Source organism: Leptotrichia sp. oral taxon 879 str. F0557 (genome assembly GCF_000469385.1).
Taxonomy (GTDB): Bacteria; Fusobacteriota; Fusobacteriia; order Fusobacteriales; family Leptotrichiaceae; genus Leptotrichia; species Leptotrichia mesophila.
This window is the reverse complement of record NZ_KI271304.1, coordinates 79845-101083: the sequence shown is the minus strand read 5'-3', so window position 1 is coordinate 101083 and position 21239 is coordinate 79845. Positions and strand designations below refer to the sequence as shown.

General features: G+C 28.3%; 24 protein-coding genes and 1 riboswitch. Of the genes, 15 read left to right on the top strand and 9 right to left on the bottom strand.

Features of this window, described 5'->3' with window-relative positions; translation table 11 throughout:
* The first annotated feature begins 71 nt into the window (after positions 1 to 71).
* The 9 genes from HMPREF1552_RS04180 to metK all read left to right on the top strand — a co-directional run bounded on the left by HMPREF1552_RS04180 (position 72) and on the right by metK (position 10291).
* On the top strand, positions 72 to 380 hold the full coding sequence (locus HMPREF1552_RS04180) for a DUF4298 domain-containing protein (protein WP_039901149.1): 309 nt from the start codon (positions 72 to 74) through the stop codon (positions 378 to 380).
* Positions 381 to 458: 78 nt separating this feature from the next.
* Entirely contained in the window at positions 459 to 1457 is a 999-nt protein-coding gene (locus HMPREF1552_RS04175; protein WP_021743849.1) for a hypothetical protein, read from the top strand.
* A gap of 45 nt (positions 1458 to 1502) precedes the next feature.
* Complete coding sequence (locus HMPREF1552_RS04170; RefSeq protein ID WP_021743848.1) at positions 1503 to 2534, top strand: hypothetical protein; 1032 nt, start codon at positions 1503 to 1505, stop codon at positions 2532 to 2534.
* 19 nt (positions 2535 to 2553) lie between these two features.
* Positions 2554 to 3123 carry a hypothetical protein gene (locus HMPREF1552_RS04165; protein ID WP_021743847.1) on the top strand — a complete coding sequence of 190 codons (570 nt, stop codon included), beginning with the start codon at positions 2554 to 2556 and terminating at the stop codon, positions 3121 to 3123.
* A 22-nt stretch (positions 3124 to 3145) separates the two neighbouring features.
* Positions 3146 to 4027 carry an endonuclease/exonuclease/phosphatase family protein gene (locus HMPREF1552_RS04160; RefSeq protein ID WP_021743846.1) on the top strand — a complete coding sequence of 294 codons (882 nt, stop codon included), beginning with the start codon at positions 3146 to 3148 and terminating at the stop codon, positions 4025 to 4027.
* 412 nt (positions 4028 to 4439) lie between these two features.
* Entirely contained in the window at positions 4440 to 5807 is a 1368-nt protein-coding gene (locus HMPREF1552_RS04155; RefSeq protein WP_021743845.1) for an MATE family efflux transporter, read from the top strand.
* 81 nt (positions 5808 to 5888) lie between these two features.
* Positions 5889 to 7532: a phospholipase D family protein gene (locus HMPREF1552_RS04150; protein ID WP_021743844.1), complete on the top strand. Its 1644-nt coding sequence runs from the start codon at positions 5889 to 5891 to the stop codon at positions 7530 to 7532.
* 73 nt (positions 7533 to 7605) lie between these two features.
* Positions 7606 to 8790: a sel1 repeat family protein gene (locus HMPREF1552_RS04145; RefSeq protein WP_021743843.1), complete on the top strand. Its 1185-nt coding sequence runs from the start codon at positions 7606 to 7608 to the stop codon at positions 8788 to 8790.
* Between the two features lie 119 nt (positions 8791 to 8909).
* Positions 8910 to 9006, top strand: a riboswitch (SAM riboswitch).
* A gap of 130 nt (positions 9007 to 9136) precedes the next feature.
* Positions 9137 to 10291: a methionine adenosyltransferase gene (metK, locus tag HMPREF1552_RS04140; protein WP_021743842.1), complete on the top strand. Its 1155-nt coding sequence runs from the start codon at positions 9137 to 9139 to the stop codon at positions 10289 to 10291.
* A gap of 40 nt (positions 10292 to 10331) precedes the next feature.
* On the opposite strand, the gene HMPREF1552_RS04135 is transcribed toward metK, so the two are convergent.
* The 7 genes from HMPREF1552_RS04135 to HMPREF1552_RS04105 form a co-directional block, all read right to left on the bottom strand.
* On the bottom strand, positions 10332 to 10946 hold the full coding sequence (locus HMPREF1552_RS04135) for a DJ-1/PfpI family protein (RefSeq protein WP_039901148.1): 615 nt from the start codon (positions 10944 to 10946) through the stop codon (positions 10332 to 10334).
* A 133-nt stretch (positions 10947 to 11079) separates the two neighbouring features.
* A complete protein-coding gene (locus HMPREF1552_RS04130; protein WP_021743840.1) occupies positions 11080 to 11592 on the bottom strand; it encodes a ClbS/DfsB family four-helix bundle protein in 513 nt (170 codons plus the stop codon).
* 10 nt (positions 11593 to 11602) lie between these two features.
* Complete coding sequence (locus tag HMPREF1552_RS04125; protein ID WP_021743839.1) at positions 11603 to 12235, bottom strand: GyrI-like domain-containing protein; 633 nt, start codon at positions 12233 to 12235, stop codon at positions 11603 to 11605.
* A gap of 19 nt (positions 12236 to 12254) precedes the next feature.
* Positions 12255 to 12728 carry a GyrI-like domain-containing protein gene (locus tag HMPREF1552_RS04120; RefSeq protein WP_039901147.1) on the bottom strand — a complete coding sequence of 158 codons (474 nt, stop codon included), beginning with the start codon at positions 12726 to 12728 and terminating at the stop codon, positions 12255 to 12257.
* A gap of 175 nt (positions 12729 to 12903) precedes the next feature.
* Positions 12904 to 13575, bottom strand: a complete 672-nt coding sequence (locus HMPREF1552_RS04115; protein ID WP_021743837.1) for a hypothetical protein — start codon at positions 13573 to 13575, stop codon at positions 12904 to 12906.
* 79 nt (positions 13576 to 13654) lie between these two features.
* Complete coding sequence (locus tag HMPREF1552_RS04110; RefSeq protein WP_021743836.1) at positions 13655 to 14548, bottom strand: YafY family protein; 894 nt, start codon at positions 14546 to 14548, stop codon at positions 13655 to 13657.
* 261 nt (positions 14549 to 14809) lie between these two features.
* On the bottom strand, positions 14810 to 15337 hold the full coding sequence (locus tag HMPREF1552_RS04105) for a C40 family peptidase (RefSeq protein WP_231370749.1): 528 nt from the start codon (positions 15335 to 15337) through the stop codon (positions 14810 to 14812).
* Between the two features lie 790 nt (positions 15338 to 16127).
* Between HMPREF1552_RS04105 and serA the strand changes: the two genes are divergently transcribed.
* From serA to HMPREF1552_RS12510, 6 genes are all read left to right on the top strand, one after another.
* Complete coding sequence (gene serA / locus HMPREF1552_RS04100; RefSeq protein WP_021743833.1) at positions 16128 to 17720, top strand: phosphoglycerate dehydrogenase; 1593 nt, start codon at positions 16128 to 16130, stop codon at positions 17718 to 17720.
* A gap of 27 nt (positions 17721 to 17747) precedes the next feature.
* A complete protein-coding gene (locus HMPREF1552_RS04095) occupies positions 17748 to 18422 on the top strand; it encodes a hypothetical protein (protein ID WP_039901146.1) in 675 nt (224 codons plus the stop codon).
* A 31-nt stretch (positions 18423 to 18453) separates the two neighbouring features.
* Positions 18454 to 19347 (top strand): homoserine kinase, encoded by an 894-nt coding sequence (gene thrB, locus HMPREF1552_RS04090; RefSeq protein ID WP_039901145.1) that lies wholly within the window; start codon positions 18454 to 18456, stop codon positions 19345 to 19347.
* Between the two features lie 78 nt (positions 19348 to 19425).
* A complete protein-coding gene (locus tag HMPREF1552_RS04085; protein ID WP_021743830.1) occupies positions 19426 to 19608 on the top strand; it encodes a type II toxin-antitoxin system HicA family toxin in 183 nt (60 codons plus the stop codon).
* Positions 19609 to 19651: 43 nt separating this feature from the next.
* Complete coding sequence (locus tag HMPREF1552_RS04080) at positions 19652 to 19924, top strand: type II toxin-antitoxin system HicB family antitoxin (protein WP_021743829.1); 273 nt, start codon at positions 19652 to 19654, stop codon at positions 19922 to 19924.
* 27 nt (positions 19925 to 19951) lie between these two features.
* On the top strand, positions 19952 to 20116 hold the full coding sequence (locus HMPREF1552_RS12510) for a hypothetical protein (protein WP_021743828.1): 165 nt from the start codon (positions 19952 to 19954) through the stop codon (positions 20114 to 20116).
* A 172-nt stretch (positions 20117 to 20288) separates the two neighbouring features.
* Here HMPREF1552_RS12510 and HMPREF1552_RS04075 read toward each other — a convergent pair whose 3' ends face one another.
* Entirely contained in the window at positions 20289 to 20666 is a 378-nt protein-coding gene (locus tag HMPREF1552_RS04075; protein ID WP_021743827.1) for a hypothetical protein, read from the bottom strand.
* Positions 20654 to 21193, bottom strand: coding sequence for a hypothetical protein (locus HMPREF1552_RS04070; protein ID WP_039901144.1), 540 nt, complete (start codon positions 21191 to 21193; stop codon positions 20654 to 20656). Before HMPREF1552_RS04070 ends, HMPREF1552_RS04075 begins: the two co-directional genes overlap by 13 nt.
* Between the last annotated feature and the right edge of the window lie 46 nt (positions 21194 to 21239).

Genomic DNA, 21239 nt, shown 5'->3' with positions numbered 1-21239 from the left:
AACGGTAGCTTTTTTTGAAAAGACAAGAAAAAATTAATAAAAAATTAAAATATAAAAAAGAGGTAAATTTTATGAAAAATGATAAAATAAAAAGAGTTGAGGAAATGGAAAAAATTATGGATAAATCAGTGGATATTTTTAGAGAGTTGAATGAAGCATTAGACAAATTGGAAGAAAATTTGCCAGATTATAAAAAACTGGATGAATATTACAGCAGCGAAAACTGGTTTTTAGATGTAGAAGACTTTAATAACGGTGTTTTGCCACAAGACTTGAAATGTGGAGTTTTGAGCGAAGACGGAGCTTATAATTTGTTTGGGGAAAACCATGAACTGGCAATTAGGATGGTGGAGATTGCAGCTAAGATGTTGAGAAGATAACAAACTCTGAATTTATGAAGATTTGAGTGAATATAATTTAGAATATTTTTAAATTTAAATAGGAGTTTTTTAAAAAATATGGAAAAAACATATCAAATAAAAATATGGAAAATTATTCAAATAATATTTTATAATCTTTTGGTATCTTTTATACCGTTTGTAATTATTGGAGAGTTTTTATTGCAGATTCCTCAAATTTTTCCTGTTACATTTTTAGCTATAATTTTTTATACTTCGATAAGTTGTTTTAGAAAAGAAATTATCGTAAAGCGTAATAAAATTAGTTATTTTAATTTTGCCGGAGAAGAAAAAGTTTTAGATATTATAAAAAATGATGTGCGGATAGTGGAAAGTGTAGAAAGTCATATAAAAAGTTTAAGAATAAAAGTAAAGAGATATTTGAAATTTACAGAAAATGGAAAAATATATTTGAAAAATATTTCGTGGATAACTTCAAAAGAAGGAAACGAATTAAAGACATATATTTGGAAATATAAGCATTTATTTAAAAGAAAAGTTGGAAAATATGAAAATGATATTTTGGAAGAGAAAAATTTTAATATTCCGAGAGAAAAACTTTCAATTTTAAAGGAAATGGATATAAAAATAAAATTTTTTGTAATATCAATCATTAATTTTGTAATTTTTATATTTTTTTCAGAAAAAGGAACTGAAAAATTTATAATTCATTTGATTTATGCTATTATTGTAGAAACTATTTTAATAATTTTTTATATTGCGTATTATTCGAACATGAAGGAAAAAATTCATAAAAAACTTCCTCAAAATATAACGATAGATAATTTAAAAATAACAATAGGTAAAAAAGAATTTTATAAATCTGATGTAAAAAAAATAACTATGACAGGATTAAAAATTATGGAAAAATCATATTTTAAAATTTTTGATGTTCCAAAAGTATTGATAATAGAAAGTAGTATCAGGAAACAGAAATTTCTTATTGTGCCAAGTGGAGTAAATGCGAAATGGAAATATCCTGAATATGTGTTGCTGTTTAAGAGTATTAGAAATTGGTGCTTTGAAAATAGGGTTGAATTTATAATAAATGGATATTAAAATTTTTCTAAAATATAAATTTTGAAATTATGAAAGTTGAGACAAATGGATAAAAAAATTTATGAAATATCATTTTCTGAAAAGAAAATTATAATAAAAAATGAAATAATTTATTATTTTGAATATGATAAACTAAAAGAAACTGTTTCGATTGAGGAATTTGATGAAAGAACTATCGAAACAGAATATGTGTATAAAACAGGAATTAGTCTGTTTTGGGAAATTATAAAACCTCATCCTAGAAATGTAGATAGAAATAGGTACAAAAAATTAGTGAAGTATAGGAAACTAAAATTTTTAAATGGCAATAAAATTGATGTAAGTGAATTGGATGATTACGAGTTCAAAAAATTGGGGGATTATATCGAAAGTTTGAAAACGAAAAGGCTGATTTTGGATGAACAAAAATTTCATATGAAGGATAAATTGATAAATGAGTGGATTTGGAATCATGAGTCAAGAAAAATGAGCAGGGAAAAACTTCAAGAGAAATATAATGAGCAGATAGAAGACAATGAGGCACGAGAAAAATTTTTATCAAATTATGAGAAAAAAGTTTTTAAAATCAGAAAAGATGAACTTTTGAGTGATTTTAAGAAAAATTCTGGATTTGTAAATTTTCTAAATTTATCGTTTACAGAAGTGTTTTATTATGTTTTAACATTGCTAATTCTTGCATATATAAAATTTTTAAATCCAGCTATAGTAACAATAATTTTTTTTATAATAATTGTAAAATTTTTTATTAAAAAAAATAATTTAAGAAAAAAGCTGGAAGCAATGATTTACAGTATAGCTTTTTATCAAGATAGAATAGTTATAAACTTTGGATATAATATTAACAGAATAAAAGCTGAGGAAATTATGAGTATGGCTGTGGATAAAGCGAGCAAATATAATCTGGAGTTTAGAATATCTAAGAGAAGAGAGGAAATACGTTGTAATTTCGGTGTAACTTTTACAAAGATGCTAGATTACGAATTGGTTAAGAGGGAGCGAAAGAAATTTTTGGAAATTTTGGAAGAAATACCAAAATGGTGTGTTATGAATAATATTGAATTTAAGATAGAAAAATAAGAAAAGAAAGGTGAAATTTATGGAAGAAAAAATTTTTGAATTAGGAGATTATTCATTTTTAAAAAAGAGTAAAATACAAAGGTCTAATTTAATAAAGGTTACAGTTTTTTATATAACATCAGGAATCATAATGGCTTTTATTACATTTTTTGGAGTAATTGCCTTAGATTTTAAATTAACGATACCAATTTCTGTTGCAGAATTTTTATTCTATAGCGTTCCGATTTCAACATTTTTATTTTTTGCATATCAAGGTTTTAAACATTGGAAAAGATATTTTCAGATAATAAATTCTCCGAGCAGATTAATTTTAAATGACTATGAAATTATGATTGATAAAAAGAAATTTTCTTATGAAAATATAAATATAATAAAAATGACACATCCAAAACCTTTAAATGATAAAAGAATAGTAATAATTCAAAAAAATGGCAGTAAATATAAAAATTTTTTGTATTTTTTTATAAAAAGAGATTATTCTCAAAATTATTTAGCAATTTTTTTACAAATACGAAAAATATGTCAGGAAAAGAAAATAGAATTTGTTGTAGAAGAGAAAGGGTATAATAATATTTTAGAAAATAAATAAAAAAATTAAGGGGTTGATTGAGATGAAGAATAAAATAATTAGAGGGTTAGTTTTTATATTTTTAGTTTTTGGAATATTTTCTTGTTTTAGAAAAGAAAAGATAAACGAGACAATTGATGTAAATAGAGATAAGAATAAAATTTTAGTTGCGTCATTTAATGCTATGCGTCTTGGTGAGAAACAAAAAGATTATCGGACACTTTCAAAAATTTTAGCAAAGTTTGATTTAATTGGACTAGAAGAGGTCATGAATGAGAAAGGAGTTAAGAAAGTCCAGGCGTATTTAGAAAAGTTGACTAAAGAGAAATGGGATTATATTATTTCAGAAAATTCTGTAGGAAGTGAAAATTATCGTGAATATTTTGCATTTATTTATAGGAAAAGCAGATTTTCTGAGGTAAGAGAGCTTGGATTTTATAAGGAAAAGGATGAGAATGAGTTTATGAGAGAGCCGTATGGTGCTTATTTTAAGGCTGGAAATTTTGATTTTGTGTATGTGATTGCACATTCGGTTTTTGGTGATAAAGAAAAGCAGAGGCTATTGGAGGCGGCAAATTATGTCAATGTTTATGAATATTTTTCTAAATTGACAGATGAGGATGATATAATTATCGCTGGGGATTTTAATACGCCTGCTGACAATATGGCTTTTAAAAATATGGCTGATAAATATAACGTCAAGTATATTTTAAATCCTGAAGAAAATTTGACTACACTTTCGGATAGTAAACTTGTAAGTTCTTATGATAATTTTTTCATAAATTTTGAAAAAACAAAAGAATTTACTGGAAATTTTGGAGTTTATAACTTTATAAAAAATAATAACTATGCTATAATAAAGAAATATGTGTCAGATCATTTGTTGATATTCTCAGAATATTCAACATTGGAGGATTTAGATTAAATAGATTTATTAGTAAATTACTTTAAGAATTTATCTTTAAAAACTTATAATTGTTTTTTATTAATTTTATTTATATTCAAATTTATTTTAAGCAGAGGTATCAGACACTATATCTCTTATTTCGTAATAACACTTATTTTAACATCTTTAACTAGTTATCACTCAATAGTTGTGGCGAAAGTTCTACGAACTACTCCAGTTTGACGCAAAACTTTCTTTAACGAAATTTTGCTTGATAAATTTTTTATTGAAGTAGTCACTATAATCAAATTTAAAATTATTATATTTTTAAAAAGAGTGATGACTGATTTTTTAAAAGAAAAAATATAAAAATTATAGAAAAGTTATTGTAAATCAAACTAAATTAATTAAGAAAATCTAAAAAAATATCAATAAAAAAGAAAGGAAATAAATGAAAGAAAAAGCATTAAATAAAAAATTGGTTTATAAAAAGGTTATTAATATTGGATTGCCTGTGGCAATTGAAAATATGATTTACGCACTCATGAACTTTGTTGATATGTTTATGGTGGGGAAAGAGATTGTAACTCTTGGGCTTGGAACGATTGCTGTTGCAGGATTAGGTTTTGCAAATCAGGTGTTTATGATTTTTATGACATCGCTTTTTGGGATGAATAGTGGTGGAGGAATTTTAGCAGCACAGTATTTTGGGAATAAGGATTACAAAAATCTGAAGAGATGTCTTGGAATAACTGTTATTGTCGGTTTTTTATTTTCGTTGCTGTTCCTTTTTGCTGGGTTATTTGTACCCAAACTTGTAATTTCAGTATTTACAAATGACAAAGAAGTTATAGAAATTGGAGCTTCATATTTAAGGATAGTAGCTTGGGCTTATCCACTTGTGGGAGTAGGATTTGCATTTAATATACAGCTCCGTGCAATTGGAAAAACAAAATATTCTTTCTATTCAAGCGTTGTTGGACTTTTGATAAATGTGGTTATTAACTATGTTCTAATTTTTGGACATTTCGGATTTCCAGCAATGGGAGTGCGTGGTGCTGCAGTTGCAACAGTTATTGCAAGAATTATAAGTACTTTTTATATAATTTATGTGATTTATAAGTTAAAATTGCCAATTGCAGGGAAAATAAATGAATTATTTGATTTATCAATGGATTTTTTTGTGAAAGTTATGAAAATATCACTCCCTGTGTTTATTCATGAAATATTGTGGGTACTTGGAGCAAGTGTATATGTAATGATTTTTGGAAGAATGGGAACAAATTTTGCAGCCGCAGTTCAGGTTGTAAAATCAATTAGCAGTCTTGTATTGACATTGTTATTTGGACTTTCGAGTGCAACTTCGGCTATAATTGGTAACGAGATTGGTGCTGGAAGGGAAGAAAATGCTTATGACTATTCAATAATTTTATTAAAGGTAGCTGTTATTTCAGGGATTATTATTGGAGCAATTGTATTTGTTTTCAGTCCATTTATACTGCAGCATGTAAATGAAAAAAGTTATCCGTTAGCAAAAGAGGTTGTAAAGGCAGAGGTATTTGTAATTTTTGTAAAAGCAATAAGTTTACAGCTATTAGTTGGAATTTTACGTTCAGGAGGGGATACGCTTTGGACAATGTTTGTTGATTTGATTCCGCTTTGGTTTATTGCGATTCCAGTAACATATTTTTCTGGATTGTATTTAGGATTCCCAGTTGTATTTGTATATTTACTTTCATGCAGTGATGAAATTATAAAAATATTTCCGTGTATCTGGAGATTGAAGAGCAAGAAGTGGATAAATAACCTAGTTAGTTAGAAATTTTGGTAAAAATGAAAAAGGATGGTTAAATTGAGAATAAAAAAATAAATTTAAAATGGTGAAAGAGAGAATAAATTAATGAATTTAAGAAGAAAAAAGTATTTATTAATTGGTATTTTAACAGCCTTTACAATTTCATGTTCCACAATAAAAACTCCTCCACTTGGAGTAAATTATGAAGGTCCATTGAGAGATAGCGATAACGTTGAGTTTCATTATGATTTGACTTATCTGGATAAGGATGGGAATATTCGATATGACAGAAAGATTTGGGAGGCGACTTATAAGGTTGTGGATGAAGCAAAGGATTATTTGATTGTGGAGATGTTTTTGTTTAATGACATTTATAATAAGGATAAGGAGCATTTTCCAGAGTTTGCTAAGGAGTATACAAGAAGGCTTATTAAAAAGAAGATGGAAAATCCTGATTTGAAGGTATATGTGCTTTCAGATGAGAATAATAATTTATACGGGGCTTTTGAGCATCCATTTATTACAGATATGAAAAATGCTGGGATTGAGGTTATAATGGTGGATATTTTTAAGCTCAAGGATACGTTTCCTTGGTATTCGCCAATTTGGAGAACATTGATTGCACCTCATGGGAATCCACAGGGGAAAGGATGGATTGGAAACTTTTATGGGCCTATGTGGCCTAAATTGACTTTGAGAAATTTATTGAGGGCATTGAATGTAAAGGCGGATCACAGAAAAATATTTTTGAATGAGGAAAATGTTGTAGTTTCAAGTGCTAATATTCACGATCCGAGCTATTTTCATGAAAATGTAGCAATATCAGCTAATGGAGAAATTACAAAAGATGTTTTACATGGATTACAGCTTGTGGCTGGATTTTCAAATGGAAAAATTGATGTTATTCAAAAGCAGAAAAATAAAATAGATAATAACCAAATTGGATATTCAACTGAGAATGAAAAAATTGAGGTAGACAGTTTTTCTGAAACTGAAAAGCAAATTAAGGAAATTGAGAAAAAAAAGGAAGAGTTTGTGGAAGAGGAAACCAAAAGGTTTGCACAGATTGGAGAACTTCCTGAAAAAAGTCAAAATTCTGAAAATGAAAATCATAAAAATGAGGATACGATTACAAGATTTGATGATGAAAATAATAAATATAAGCTACAATTTGTGACAGAGGCAAAAATTGGGGAACATCTGGATAAAGACATTGATAGTGCCAGAGCTGGGGACGAAATACTTATGGGTATGTATTTTCTTGCTGATAAAGGTGTTGTCGATAGATTGATAAAAGCTGCAAATCGTGGTGTAAAAGTTCGGATTATTTTTGATAGAAGTAGAGATGCTTTTGGAATGAGTACGAACGGACTGCCTAACAAACCTGTTTCTAAGAAATTGAAGAAAAAAACTAAAAATAAAATAGAAGTGAAATGGTATTTTACAAATAATGAGCAATATCACACAAAGATAACACTAATCAAAAAAACAGATGGCAATGTTATAATACACACAGGTTCGGCTAATTTAATCAAAAAAAATATACGTGGTTACATAATGGATGCTAATTTTAGAATTTTGACAAATAATAATTCTAAGCTGACAAAAGATATCTATACATATTTTGATAGATTATGGGAAAATAAGGATGGTTTGTTTACAGTAAATTTTGATGATGAGCCAACCACGAAGGCGAGCACAGATTTTATGTATAAAATATTGGATGCAACACAATTAGGATCGTTTTAGATGCAAAAAAATATATTAAATTAAAAATTATAAATAAAATAAAAAGAATTTGAAAGAGAGGAATGAGAAACGAATGAAAAGAAAAATAATGTTTGTAATAGTAATTTTAGCCATTGGAATGATGTCAGTTTCTTGCTTTAAAAAGAAAAAGGATGAAAAGAAGGATAATCAACAGGTGCAACAGCAAACAAAGGATATTAATACAGATATTTTTAATCTTGGAGGACAGGCGCAGGGGAATCCTGAGATAAGAAACTTGACTCCTGAAGAGCAGCAGAACTTGATTGATAATCAGATTGACCCTTTAAAAGTTTCAGAAGCGTTAATAAAAGCTGAAAATGGGGATAAAGAAGCGATAATGTCCCTTGCTCAACTTTACTACAACTTGAAAAATAATGAGAAAGTAAAACAAATTCTTCAGTATGGGGTAAACAGAAATTATCCTGAAGCAATTTATAACCTTGCAGTGATATTAAAGCAGGAAGGAAATAATGAAGAGGCTAATAAATTAATCGCAAAACTTCCAAAAACAGCAGCTACACATGAAGGAAGACAACAGATGCAGATGAGACAAATAAAAATGCGTCCAGGAGCAGAAGCATATAATAGAGGAGTTGATTTAATAAAAGCGAAAAGATATAGTGAAGCCAAAGCCGAGTTCGAAAAGGCATATAATGCTGGAATTAAGGAAGCTGATATAAGGGTTGCACTTTTGAATAAGCAGTTAAAAAATAATTCTGAGGCTGTAAGATGGTTTCAAAAAGCTGCAAATCGTGGTGTGAAGGAAGCAAATATTGAAATAGGAGCAATACTGTATGATGGAGGAAAACAGTCTGAATCACGGCCATATCTATTGAAAGCCTATAATGCAGGAAATAAAGCAATGGCTATGCCAATCGCATTGTCATACCATAAGCAAAACAATATGGCAGAAGCTCTTAAATGGTATAAAATAGCTGCTAAGAATGGAGATAAAAATGCCGCTGCTACAGTTGAAAGAATTGAGAAAGGCGGAGTAATTAATGAAAAAAAATCAAACGAAAAACAAGCAAAGGCTTTCCTTGGAAATGGAAATTCTTCTCAAAGCCTTACAGAAAGTACTCTTAGCAATGTAAAGAGTAAGAGTAAAGCTGAAGAGGCTACGAAAAATGAGGCTAAATCGGAAAAACAACAGACACAAACTCCAAAACCTAATAATAAATCTTCAAATTCAAGTATAGATGATATTATGAAGAAAAAAGCGATGGAGTACAAATAAATTTATATTGACATTTTGAGAAAAATATTATATACTTATTTTACAATAAAAATATTTGAAATTCAAAATTAAATTTATGTTATTTATAAATATGTTTAATGATAAAAATAATTTAATAAAACTTATCAAGAGAGATACTAGGGACCGGCCCATTTGAGTATCCAGCAACCTGTAAAAACAAGGTGCTAAATCCGGCATTGAATGCAAAGATAAGAATTTTAATTCTCTTCCTTGCAGGAAGAGTTTTTTTATTTTAAAATAAAGTTTGAATTCAAATTTTTTAGAGCGAATATGTTTTTAAAATAATATTCTTAAATAAAACTAAAAAAAATTAGGAGGAAATAAAATGGCTAAAAAAATTTACTTTACATCGGAATTCGTATCACCGGGACATCCAGATAAAATCTGTGATCAGATTTCAGATTCAATATTAGATGCTTGCTTAACAGATGATGAAAATTCAAGAGTGGCTTGTGAGACATTTGCAACTACTGGGCTTGTAGTAGTTGGGGGGGAAATTACGACTAAGACTTATGTGGATGTGCAGAAGATTGTTAGAGATAAAATTTATGAAATCGGATACCGTCCAGGAATGGGATTTGACTCTGACTGTGGTGTGTTAAATACTATTCATTCACAGTCGCCTGACATTTCGATGGGAGTAGACACTGGTGGAGCTGGAGATCAAGGGATTATGTTTGGAGGGGCAGTTAATGAAACTGAAGAATTAATGCCTTTAGCGCTTGTATTATCCCGTGGAATTATTCAAAGATTAACTGAAATTACAAGAAATGGAACACTCGCTTGGGCAAGACCAGATGCAAAGGCACAAGTTACGTTAGCTTATGATGAAAATGGAAAATTGTTAAATGTTGATACAGTTGTTTTATCAGTACAGCATAATGAAGATGTTACAAATGCGCAAATTGAAAAGGATTTGAAAGAGCTTGTGATAAAACCTGTGTTGGAAAAATATAGCTTGAATATTGAAAATGTAAGAAAATTCCATATTAATCCGACTGGAAGATTTGTAATTGGAGGACCTCACGGAGATTCTGGACTAACTGGAAGAAAAATTATAATTGATACTTATGGTGGATACTTTAGACATGGTGGAGGAGCATTTTCTGGAAAAGATCCATCAAAGGTTGACAGATCGGCAGCTTATGCGGCAAGATGGATTGCCAAAAATATTGTTGCAGCAGGCTTTGCTACAAAATGTGAAGTTCAGCTATCTTATGCGATAGGTGTTGTTGAACCTGTGTCAATTCGTGTAGAAACATTTGGAACTGGAACAGTTGAAGAAACAAGAATCGAAGAGGCTGTTGCAAAATTATTTGACTTAACACCAAATGGAATCCAAAAATCATTAAACTTGAGAAAACCATCATTTAGATACCAAGATTTAGCGGCATTCGGACATATTGGAAGAACCGATATTGATTTACCTTGGGAAAAGCTGGATAAAGTTGAAGGATTGAAACAAGAATTGGGAAAATAATTCAAAAATAGGGAGTGAATAAGTCACTCCCTTTAACTTTTTATTCATCGGAATGTTTTTCAAAAGCCTTTTCAAATCCAATTGTATACATATCAAAAAAGAAATTTATATTTTTTTCATGAATATCGCCTAACGCTTTCATCACATTTTTTGCAAAATGAACAGGACTGTCACCTCTTGCAGTTACCGTCTTTCCATCGATTACTGATTCTGCTTTCACAAAATTTTCAGAATTTGTATAATTTTCATTATCCTTTATTTCTGAAAGATTGTTTACAGTATGTTTGCAATCATTTAGAAGACCATTAGTTGCAAGGAAATAAGCGGCATCACAAATTGCTCCCACAACTTTATTTGGATTATTCTTAAATTTTTTAACAAGTTCAATAATTGTGTAGTTTGTTTCAAAACTCTGATTTCTCCAAGTTTTTCCTCCAATTAAAATCAATCCATCAGTATTGTCTTCTGTGATTTCTTCTAATGTCATATCAGGCAGCATTTTTAAATTACCCATTGATACTTTAACATCCTTATCGGTTGAAGCATAACTGACTGAATAATTTTGAGTTATATTTTTTTCATTTAATGCCGAAGCCAAAAATGCAGTTTCCCAGTCTGCAAATTCATCTAAAATTAAAAAAACTATTTTTTTCATTATCATTTTGTCCTTTCTTAGTTGCAATTAATTTTCTATTTTAAAACCAAATAAAATTATTTCGTTTTTAATAGTTTAATTTTAAAAAGTTTTAAAAGAATTGAAAATATTATAAATTATAATACAAAGAAAGTCAAATTTTTAATTTTTTCCATTTTCTTATTTTTGTCCTGAAAGTTTTAAAAGGAGCGACTGTATTTATATGAATCCATTTCCAGATTGGCCAGTTGCTTGGCGTGGAAGAAGCCCATTGTCGTTGATTTTGCTCAAACAACTCCTTTTCTGTGTAAATTTCAATTAAATCAGTTATTTTTTTTACGGTTATATTAAATTCTGCAATTAATTTTTTTATTGAATAATTTTCATACTTTTTATAAAATGATTGATAAAGCCCACCTAAATTATTCCATTTGTAATTTTCTGAAGGAGTAATAACTGTTTCGTCATTTTTATTTTTCTCTTCCCATAAAAGTATTAAATTCATCCATCCCAGCTGGTAAGCAATCATTTGAACAGGACTTTTCTCAACTTCATCTACAAAAGTATCTTTATTTTCATCAGTAATTTCTGAAAATTCATTAATAAATAATACAGCTCTTTTATTTATTTCATCTATCAATTCTTTTTTACTTGAATATCCTTGCATAATTTTCTCCCTATTTTTTAACAGGCTGTCTTATCACTGTCTTCAGTTTATTTATATCTGCCTTTCTTGGATCACTTAAATAAATTTCATGATGATATCTTTTTTCTGTTAATTCTATATTATATCCATTATTTTGTGCAAATTCATTCATTCTTTGGATAGTTTCAGGTTCATCATTGTAGCTTCCTGTATGCATACATTGTACACAAAGTCCTTCGTTATAGCTGAAAAATTCAACTTTTGAAAAATCCTTTTTCTTTTTTTCAGTAGCACACTTTATAGCCCATTCCACATCTTCCTTTTTAATAAAATCAGGCACTCTAATTAAAGAAATCCAGTTAAATAATTCCTTGTTTAGCAGATAATTTTCATGCTTTACATTTTCCTGCCACCAGAGTCCTTCCAACGGAGGAACAACATATTCAAAAAATCCTTCAATTTTATATTGTGTCTTGTAACTCATTTTAAGGGTATAGGCAACTCCATATAACATTTCAACTACTTTCTGATACTCGCCATCTTTTTCGTTGGGATTTCCTTTTCCTCGCACTGCTATAAAATTCATTTTAGGGATTTCTATAATTTCAGGTTTTTCTGACGGTTTATAAAATTTTTTAAATTCCTTCTTAAAATCAAATGCCATAATTATAATCTCCTAGTTATTATTTTATGCTGATATAAATGTGAATTTCCATATTTTCATAATCATTACCTGCTATATATTCTTCAAAATCATATGTATAATTTCTTATATCAGATTTTTCCTTCCCAAATTCTTCCCAGAATTTATACCAAAATTCTCCAACAGCCTTTACAGGATTACCAAAAATCACAAATTTTGCATATTTTCCTTCAGGAATTTCTAGACTTGTCATATCTTCAGGAATTTCATCAATTTTATTTTTCACTTCACAGCCTGTAAGACAGTCGTACTCAAAGCCATTTTCATTACTGTAATTATAATAGACTCCAATAGCATTATTGTTAATTCTGTCCTTTATATTTTTGGCACCTTTTTCAGAATACAGTTTTTCCCATAAATTTGAAATTTTTTCAGACATTGTTTCATCATCTTTCACTCTTGTTTTAAATCCAACAAGAGTTTTTTCTCTAATTTCTACTATTTCATATTTCATAATTATACCACCTTTTTTATCAATTTTTATTAAATCAATTATAGCAATCATAATATGACAAGAGTATGTCATATTAAAAAATAAAATTTTGATTTATAAAAAATATATTTGTTAAGAAAAATTTAAAAAAAAAATACGACAATAAAATATTGCCATATTTATTAATTTTTATAATTTATCTCATCAATTCTGGACCATAACCAAAACCAAGATATTTGTAAATAGCATTATTTATGGTGTAATCTTGAATTACTCCCCATGTATTAGGATATTTTTTTACATATACTTTGATATCGTTTTCCATATATTGTAAATTATTTCTTTTAACTAATTGTAAATAAAATTCAGAACCTTTTTCTAGCAAAAAGTTTTGATATTGTTTATTGTTCATTTTTGAAATTTTTTTCTTTTCTTCATTGCTAATTTTTTTTATGTAATTTTCTAATTCAGAGGCATGAGCTGTAAAATTAGGACCTTTAATATGCACAGTTAGGACAGCTGTACCATTTTTAATTTCGGCATCCAATACTTTATATGAAATTTTTGAGTTTGCAATTATTAAATAATCTGCAGAATTTTTTAATGATTTATTTGTCTGACTTGCTGCAATATCTTCTAAATTTTTTTTACGTTGATTGCTTACATTTTTTCCCCAAATTTCATTTGTACCTTCCACAGAGTTTGTAAAAACATTCTTCTTGACATTTTCAGGACTTGTGTGAAATTTCATAAAATCATAAAAGCTGTTAATTACGGCTTGTTTTTCATCATTCGAAGCATTATTTTTAGCATTAGAAAATCCAAAGATGCTAAAAAATAAAAATGTTACTGTTAAAAATTTTTTCATTTGAACACTTCCTCTCGTTTTTAATATTTTAGAAAATTATAGCATTTTATTCTTGAAAAAAACTTTGAAAAATATTTTCCTATTTATAATTTTCCTTCATTTTTATAATTTTTTCAAACAAAATTTTCTTTATTCTTTCTGGCTCTTTTACCTTCAAATGTTCTCCAAAAGATAGAAGATAGCCGTAAATCCATTCATTTTCAGGATATTCCATTATAATTTCAAAATCGCCATTTTCCATTTTGCTTATATTCTCTTCAGAAAATTCATCATAGACACGGTATGCTTGTGATTTATCTATTTTGACTATGATTTTTGTATTTTCTACCGTATTTTTCTTGTTATTTATTTCAAAGTCTTTGATTGTTTTTTCAAAATATTCGTTTGTTAAAGTCAGATTTTTAATTCTTGTTATTTTAAATTGACGAATATCATTTTTTTTGTGGCAATAGGCAAATAAGTACCATGCTTTTTCTTTAAACCATAAATTTAAAGGGTCTGCTGTTCTTTCATAATGTTCGCCTTTTGTGTTAAAATAGTTAAATTTTACGGTTTGTTTAGTTAATATTGCCTCTTTAATTTTTTCAAATAAAGTACTATCATCGCAATTATATCTTGAAAAGTCTATTTTTATCCAGTTGTCTGACTTTTTGTTAAAAATAGTGCTTAATTTTGAAAGAGTTTTATTGTTATTAGGATAATTAGTAGCGTTTAAGCTTTGAAGTGCATAAAGTATCTCATTTTGTTCGTTTTGTGAAAGTAGCGATTTATTTATGACGTAGTTATCCATTAGTTTTATTCCACCAGATTTTCCCCTTTGAAAATAGACTGGAATACCAGCAGAAGTGAGAACATCAATGTCTCTATAGATTGTTCTAACTGATACTTCAAAATATTCAGCAAGATCTTTTGAAGTAATACTATTTTTTTCAAGTAATAAATAAACAATTTCAAATAATCTATTGATTTTCATAATGAGGAACTCCTTAATAGCATAATTTGTATATAACAAAGGTATTTTATTCTTTGGAGCTTGATTTTAATTCTTTTGAAAAAAAATTATAGTTGACAAATAAATAGAAAAAAAAAGGAGAAATGCCTATTAACAGACAAAACTCCTTATTCCAAAGTTTTTTATAATTTTTTTTAATCATTTATATGATTTTATTATTTCCTGTTTATACAAGAATTATATGTAAAGAATATATTTATTTATAAGAAATTAATTCATAAATTAACTAAATGGATTAATTGCCCATCTAAATGTCTTGTTGTAAAAATTACTGTCTAAACTAGAAACTGTTACTCTTCTACTTCCAGAAGAAGCGTGAATGAACTGTCTATTACCCATGTAAATTCCTACGTGAGAAATACGACCTTTTCCAGTTGTTTCAAAAAATACCAAATCACCTTTCGTCATATTCATTGATGAAATTCTTGGTTTAAATGTTGCTTGTGAGCTTGAAACTCTAGGTAAGCTTACATTAGCAGCTTTTTTGAATACGTAACCAACGAAGCCTGAACAATCAAAACTGTTAGGACCAGTTGCTCCCCAAACATATGGTGAACCTAATTTTGTTTGTGCAAAAGAGATAATTTGATCTCTTACTGCTGTGGAAGAAGTTCCACTACTACTCACCTCTTTTGGTTTAGGTTTTGATACAACTGATAAATCTATAGTCTTATTGCTATAATGATTTTTGATTGTACTTTGTAAATCTGCAAAAGATACAGCAGAAATAATTAAAGCTCCGGCTAGCATCAATATTTTCTTCATTATAACCTCCAATCTACCTTTGAACTTTGGTATTATTATTATACCAGCAATAACTTTAATTTCAATTTTAATAATATTAAAATATAATTAATTTATTAAATGGATTTAGAGCTGAAATAATTAAATACTGACAAAATACATGACATAAAATCAGTTCATATAGATGTGTAAATTTGAATATATTAATGAAATTAATATTATTTGCAAGAGAGGAATACTTATTGCCAGGCTTTATTAAATAATTTGAGAGAAGAACGTTCAAAACGCAAAGAATAAATATTTTTTAGGCTTAATAATAAAGAAGTCTGAGAGAAATATTGAAAAGAGGATATTTTTATACAGATGATAGGAAAATAAATAAAAAATATTATTTTACAGATATACTAGAAATATTGAGAGACTAATCATGGTCATTTCTTATTGAAAATTTATAAAATCAATATCCTAAAAGAAGAATTGAAAAAAACAAGATTGTGTCCAAAATTTTAGACAATGATTTGAAAAATTATTAGGAATAATAGTTAGACAAGTTGCATGATAGCGTAATTTTGTAAAAAAAATTCTTTAATTATATGAATTTTTTGATTCTTTCTGTTTAAATGGAAATAGTATTAGATAATCGTTGTGAAAAGCAGCGGTTATTTTTATTTGTGTAAAAATTTTTTAAAATTAATTTATTTTGATCTAAAAAAGTGATGTTATTGAATTGTACTGGAAATTATGGTAATATATTAATTAAATAAATGTGTTGATTAGAGTTGAGGAGGAGAAATAAATGTATAAAGTATTAGTTGGAGAATATATTGATGATGAGGCGATTGCGGGGTTGCAGGAAGCTAGAGATGTGAAAGTTGATGTGAAAGTTGGGATTTCACGTGAAGAAATTTTGGATATAATTGGTGAATATGACGCTCTTATTGTTAGAAGTGTTATAAAAGTAGATAAGGAACTGCTGGATAAGGCAAAAAATTTGAAAATAGTCGGACGTGCTGGAAATGGTACAGATAATATCAATATTCCTGAGGCGACTGCGCATGGGGTAATTGTGGCGAATACTCCTGATAGCAATACGGTTTCGGCTTGTGAAATTGCGATTGGGCTAATGCTTGCCTCTGCGAGAAATATTGTTGCGGCAAATAATTTTATAAAAAGTGGAAAATGGGAAAGAGAAATATTTGTAGGAAGCGAGATGTTTGAAAAAACATTAGGGATTATCGGACTTGGAAGAATTGGTGGTCTGGTTGCTACGAGAATGAAAGCGTTTGGAATGAAACTTGTTGCTTATGATCCGTATATTTCGGACGAGCGTTTTAAGAGATATGGCTGTGAAAAGGCTAAAACATTGGATGAACTGTTGGAAAAAGCAGATGTGATAACTATTCATACGCCTAAGACTAAAGAAACTGTGGATATGATAAATGCTGAAAATATTCACAAGTTAAAAGACGGTGTAAGGCTTGTAAATGCTGCACGTGGAGGATTATTTAACGAGGAGGCTGTAGCTGAAGGATTAAGAAGTGGAAAAATTGCGAGTTTTGGATATGATGTTCACACAGTTGAGCCACGTTCTGAATGTATTCTTTATGAATTTGAAAATGCAATTACAACACCACATATTGGAGCGACTACTTATGAAGCACAGCGAAATGTAGGAACTCAGGTTGTAAAACAGGTATTAAATGGACTTCGTGGGGAAATAGTTGAAACGGCTGTAAATCTGCCTGCAATTGGAAGAGAAGAATTTTTAATTGTAAAACCATATATAAATCTGGCTGAAAAATTAGGAAAAATTTATTTCCAAATTGAAAAAACTCCAATTACAAATGTCGTACTTAATTATTACGGAGAAATTGCCGAGCAGGAAACTGCACTTGTGGATTCGACAGCAATAAAAGGGATTCTAGAGCCAGTTTTAAAAGAAGAAGTTAATTATATTAACTCAAAGCCGCTTGCTGAAAAAAGAGGGATTAATATTTCAGTAAATAAAAAGGAACATAAATATAAAAATTATTCATCAGCAATAGAATTTGTAATAACAAATGAAGAAGGCAAGAAAATATATGTTGTCGGAACAATTGGAATGAACAACGAGGAAAGAATTATCAGCATAAAGAATCACGATGTGGATATGGCAATTTCTGACAATATGATTTACTTAGGAAATGAAGATGTGCCAGGAGTTATCGGAGCTGTGGGGGCAACACTTGGAAAAGAAAAAATAAATATTGCTACAATGAACGTAGGTAGACGTGAAAATAGTGCAATTATGCTGCTTACAGTTGACAGTGAAGTTGGAAGAAAATCATTGAAGGAACTTAGAGGATTGAGTCAGATAAAATGGGCTCATTACTTGGATTTGACAATATAGTATTTTGTGAAAGCAAATAAATGGCAGATGAATGTAAATGAATATTTTAAGAAATTGAAAAATTTAATAAAGAAAATAGATTTTTTAGGTTATTTAAAAATAATTTTTATAGCAGTATCAATTGTATTATCTAAAAATAATTTGTTTTTTATAACAAATGCAGCTTTGATATTTTCTGTTTTAAATTCTTTTGTAGGAAAAGAAGATAGTAACTCTGAAAATAAGTTTAGTTTTGATTTTGAAATTTTCATTTTTCAATGTTTTACTTTATTTTATTTGAATAGACAGACATTATTAATGGGAATAAAGTTGTTTGACATTGAATATTTTTCAAAAATTATATTAAATGCAAGGTATTTAAACGGCGAACTTCTGTTTTTGATACTATTTGGCTTGCTATATATATTTATAAGAAAGAAGAGCAGGGCATATAAATCTTATGTTTGCATAATAGTCTTATATTTCTGTTTATTTGAAGACGTATTTTATACAGGATTTTCATTAATAGGAATAGATTATTTTATAGGTTTATTATTTATTTTTGTAAATACAATATTTTTACCGACATTTATTGATTTTGTAATTATTTCATTAGCTGTACTGTATTTTGTGAAAGAAAATAAAAATTATAAATTGGTATATTTTTTGTTGGTATTTTGCTGTATTTTTAGATTAAGTTTTGCAACATGGTTCTTCTTGTAGAGATTATGATGATAAAATGAAAGGAATAGATATGGGTTTAAAATTTAGAGTAAAAGTGCCGGGAACATCGGCTAATATTGGTGTAGGATATGATTGTCTGGGAGTTGCGCTGGATTACTTTCTGGAACTGGAAGTGGAGGAAAGCGATAAAATAGAATTTTTGGAAAATGGAGAGCCGTTTTCGGTTCCGATTGAAGAGAATTTGATTTTTGAAGCGATAAAATATACGGAAAAACATTTAGTAAAAAACATTCCTAGTTATAAAGTGAATGTTGTGAAAAATGATATTCCAATTTCACGTGGGCTTGGAAGCAGTTCATCTGCTATTGTTGCGGGGATTATGATTGCAAATAAATTTGCTGGTAATGTGCTGGATATTAACGAGGTGGCAAAATTGGCTGTGGAAATGGAAGGACATCCTGATAATGTAGTGCCTGCAATTTTCGGAGGAATGGTGCTTACTGCACATGATAAGGAAAACCTTGTCTACAGTTCATTGATAAATTCTGATGATTTATGTTTTTACGTAATGATACCAGATTTTAAATTATCGACAGAAAAAGCAAGAAGTGTATTGCCCAAAACCTACTTAGTTTCTGACGCAATAAACAACATTTCAAAGTTAGGATTGCTTGTAGATGCCTTTAACAAAGGAAAATACGACAATTTGCGTTTCCTTTTAGGCGATAAAATTCACCAGCCTTATAGATTTGCATTAATAAATGATTCAGAAAAAATCTTTGAAGCCTCTAAAAAACACGGTGCATTAGGAGAATATATAAGCGGTGCGGGGCCTACATTGATTTCCTTGAATTACGACAATGATGAATTTTTGAAAAATATGAAAAAAGAACTTGCAGAATTATCAGATAATTGGACTATCGAAAAGAAGAAAATCAATTTGAAAGGTGCGGAGGTTTATTAATTTTATAAAAAATTAATTTTTCAAAGCTTATTTACATATTTAAAGATGTGTGCTAAAATAGTTTTGTTAGGAGGATAAATGTCTTCAAAGGAAATTATTAAAATGTTGGAAAAAGATGGCTGGATATTAAGAAAAATAGTTGGTAGCCATCATCATTTCAAACATCCTAACAAAATTGGAAAAGTTACTGTTCCTCATCCTAAAAAGGATTTAACGGCAGGAATAGTAAACAGTATCTTGAAACAGGCTGGCTTGAAATAGCCAGTTTGTTCCACTAAAATAGCTTAAAAGGAGTGATAAATCTATGAAATATAATTATTATGCAGTCTTTGAAAAAGAAAAAGATGGGAAATACAGTATTTATTATCCTGATTTACCAGGTTGTTTTTCATGTGGAGATAATATGGAAGAAGCATTATATATGGCAAAAGATGCTTTGGAAGGGTATTTATTAATTTCTGAAGAAGATAACGAATTTATAAGAGAGCCAAGCACATATTACGAACTTGATAAAAATTTAAAAGAAAATGAAATATTACAATTAATAACAGCAGATACAGAATTTATAAAAAGTTAAATATTTAGTGAAAATGGAAAAATTATTATGTCAATAATTGTCAAAAAAGGACAGTTAGAAAAAATAAATAAAGAGATTGCAAAAAGAAATTTGGCTGAAAGACGTACTTATACAGTAAAAGAATTTCCAAAAAGTAATCTTTCAAAAAAAGCTGAAGAAGCCTTGAATAAAATATTTTCATCTATAAAATAAAGTTATTAGGGGTGTCTGAAAACTCAGAATTTATATTATTTTTGATACTTGGAAGACTTATATAAATTTATTATTTTGACAATTTTCAGATACACCCTCATAAAATAGCTGATTCAATGAAATGAAATTTGTTTCTGTAAAATTTAATACGAATTTTACTCTCAATTTTCTTTTAGATATCAATCACTTCGAATTTTTCTCTTTTCCACAGAACAACAATAAGAACCCCAGCAAAAGTACCTAAGTGACTGGCTTCGACATCTGAAAGTAAAAATAATTTTACAATAACTGCAAATATTGGAATTACTAAAAATACAGTAATTAATCTAAAAAAATCATATTTTATTTCTATTAAAATTTCTTTTTTATCTTCAAGATCTATTCCTAATCTTCTATTTTTAGCCCTGTTTTCTGAAAGGATTACATACTTTTCATCAGTTTCAAAAATAGTTTCAGAATTTGATTTTAATTTTATCTTTTCATTATCAATCCAAAGTGTTTTTGGGAATATCCTAAATTTTAATTTATCACGAATTATTATTTTTGCCATTTATCTCTATTTTCCTTTTCTATTCTTTTCTGATTTTCAATATATTCTTTAATATTTTTAAAAATATTTTTTGAACAAAATAAAACAGTACAATAAATGTTCCAAATGAGAGAACTATATATTTCCTTTTTAAAAATAAACATTAAAGATATAAATATTAAGAGAATACTTAAAATAATTATCCACTCAAGTTTTGAAAAAGGTCTAGTATTATTGTCATCCATTCCAACATCGGTTGTAATGAGAAGATGAAGGATATAAACGCCGATTAATTTTATTAATTGCCAAAAAAATGAAAAATTTTCTAGAATAATCTTGTTTCCCGCTATATGAAATAAAATAATCATAAGAAATTCAATTATAAAAAATTTTTTCTCGTCATATAAATTTATAATTCCGTTAATTAGTGACAAAACAAGCATTATTTCAATAATATGTATTGTAAATCCGTTTTTATCCAATTTTTGAATATCAATATAATCCATAAAAATTGAACTTAATAAAATCATTTTTATTATTTGATACATTTTATTTCTCCTTCCATAAGAAAAGTGCATTATATAAGTTAAAATA

Bases quoted from the DNA above. Each gene is read 5' to 3' on its own strand.
- HMPREF1552_RS04125 (WP_021743839.1), bottom strand. From the start codon at position 12,235: ATGGCATTTGATTTTAAGAAGGAATTTAAAAAATTTTATAAACCGTCA.
- HMPREF1552_RS04180 (WP_039901149.1), top strand. From the start codon at position 72: ATGAAAAATGATAAAATAAAAAGAGTTGAGGAAATGGAAAAAATTATG.
- HMPREF1552_RS04085 (WP_021743830.1), top strand. From the start codon at position 19,426: ATGTCTTCAAAGGAAATTATTAAAATGTTGGAAAAAGATGGCTGGATA.
- HMPREF1552_RS04080 (WP_021743829.1), top strand. From the start codon at position 19,652: ATGAAATATAATTATTATGCAGTCTTTGAAAAAGAAAAAGATGGGAAA.
- HMPREF1552_RS04095 (WP_039901146.1), top strand. From the start codon at position 17,748: ATGAATGTAAATGAATATTTTAAGAAATTGAAAAATTTAATAAAGAAA.
- HMPREF1552_RS04145 (WP_021743843.1), top strand. From the start codon at position 7,606: ATGAAAAGAAAAATAATGTTTGTAATAGTAATTTTAGCCATTGGAATG.
- serA (WP_021743833.1), top strand. From the start codon at position 16,128: ATGTATAAAGTATTAGTTGGAGAATATATTGATGATGAGGCGATTGCG.
- HMPREF1552_RS04115 (WP_021743837.1), bottom strand. From the start codon at position 13,575: ATGAAAAAATTTTTAACAGTAACATTTTTATTTTTTAGCATCTTTGGA.
- HMPREF1552_RS04135 (WP_039901148.1), bottom strand. From the start codon at position 10,946: ATGAAAAAAATAGTTTTTTTAATTTTAGATGAATTTGCAGACTGGGAA.
- HMPREF1552_RS04160 (WP_021743846.1), top strand. From the start codon at position 3,146: ATGAAGAATAAAATAATTAGAGGGTTAGTTTTTATATTTTTAGTTTTT.
- HMPREF1552_RS04130 (WP_021743840.1), bottom strand. From the start codon at position 11,592: ATGCAAGGATATTCAAGTAAAAAAGAATTGATAGATGAAATAAATAAA.
- HMPREF1552_RS04170 (WP_021743848.1), top strand. From the start codon at position 1,503: ATGGATAAAAAAATTTATGAAATATCATTTTCTGAAAAGAAAATTATA.
- HMPREF1552_RS04070 (WP_039901144.1), bottom strand. From the start codon at position 21,193: ATGTATCAAATAATAAAAATGATTTTATTAAGTTCAATTTTTATGGAT.
- HMPREF1552_RS12510 (WP_021743828.1), top strand. From the start codon at position 19,952: ATGTCAATAATTGTCAAAAAAGGACAGTTAGAAAAAATAAATAAAGAG.
- HMPREF1552_RS04110 (WP_021743836.1), bottom strand. From the start codon at position 14,548: ATGAAAATCAATAGATTATTTGAAATTGTTTATTTATTACTTGAAAAA.
- HMPREF1552_RS04165 (WP_021743847.1), top strand. From the start codon at position 2,554: ATGGAAGAAAAAATTTTTGAATTAGGAGATTATTCATTTTTAAAAAAG.
- HMPREF1552_RS04120 (WP_039901147.1), bottom strand. From the start codon at position 12,728: ATGAAATATGAAATAGTAGAAATTAGAGAAAAAACTCTTGTTGGATTT.
- HMPREF1552_RS04150 (WP_021743844.1), top strand. From the start codon at position 5,889: ATGAATTTAAGAAGAAAAAAGTATTTATTAATTGGTATTTTAACAGCC.
- HMPREF1552_RS04075 (WP_021743827.1), bottom strand. From the start codon at position 20,666: ATGGCAAAAATAATAATTCGTGATAAATTAAAATTTAGGATATTCCCA.
- thrB (WP_039901145.1), top strand. From the start codon at position 18,454: ATGGGTTTAAAATTTAGAGTAAAAGTGCCGGGAACATCGGCTAATATT.
- HMPREF1552_RS04175 (WP_021743849.1), top strand. From the start codon at position 459: ATGGAAAAAACATATCAAATAAAAATATGGAAAATTATTCAAATAATA.
- HMPREF1552_RS04155 (WP_021743845.1), top strand. From the start codon at position 4,440: ATGAAAGAAAAAGCATTAAATAAAAAATTGGTTTATAAAAAGGTTATT.
- HMPREF1552_RS04105 (WP_231370749.1), bottom strand. From the start codon at position 15,337: ATGCTAGCCGGAGCTTTAATTATTTCTGCTGTATCTTTTGCAGATTTA.
- metK (WP_021743842.1), top strand. From the start codon at position 9,137: ATGGCTAAAAAAATTTACTTTACATCGGAATTCGTATCACCGGGACAT.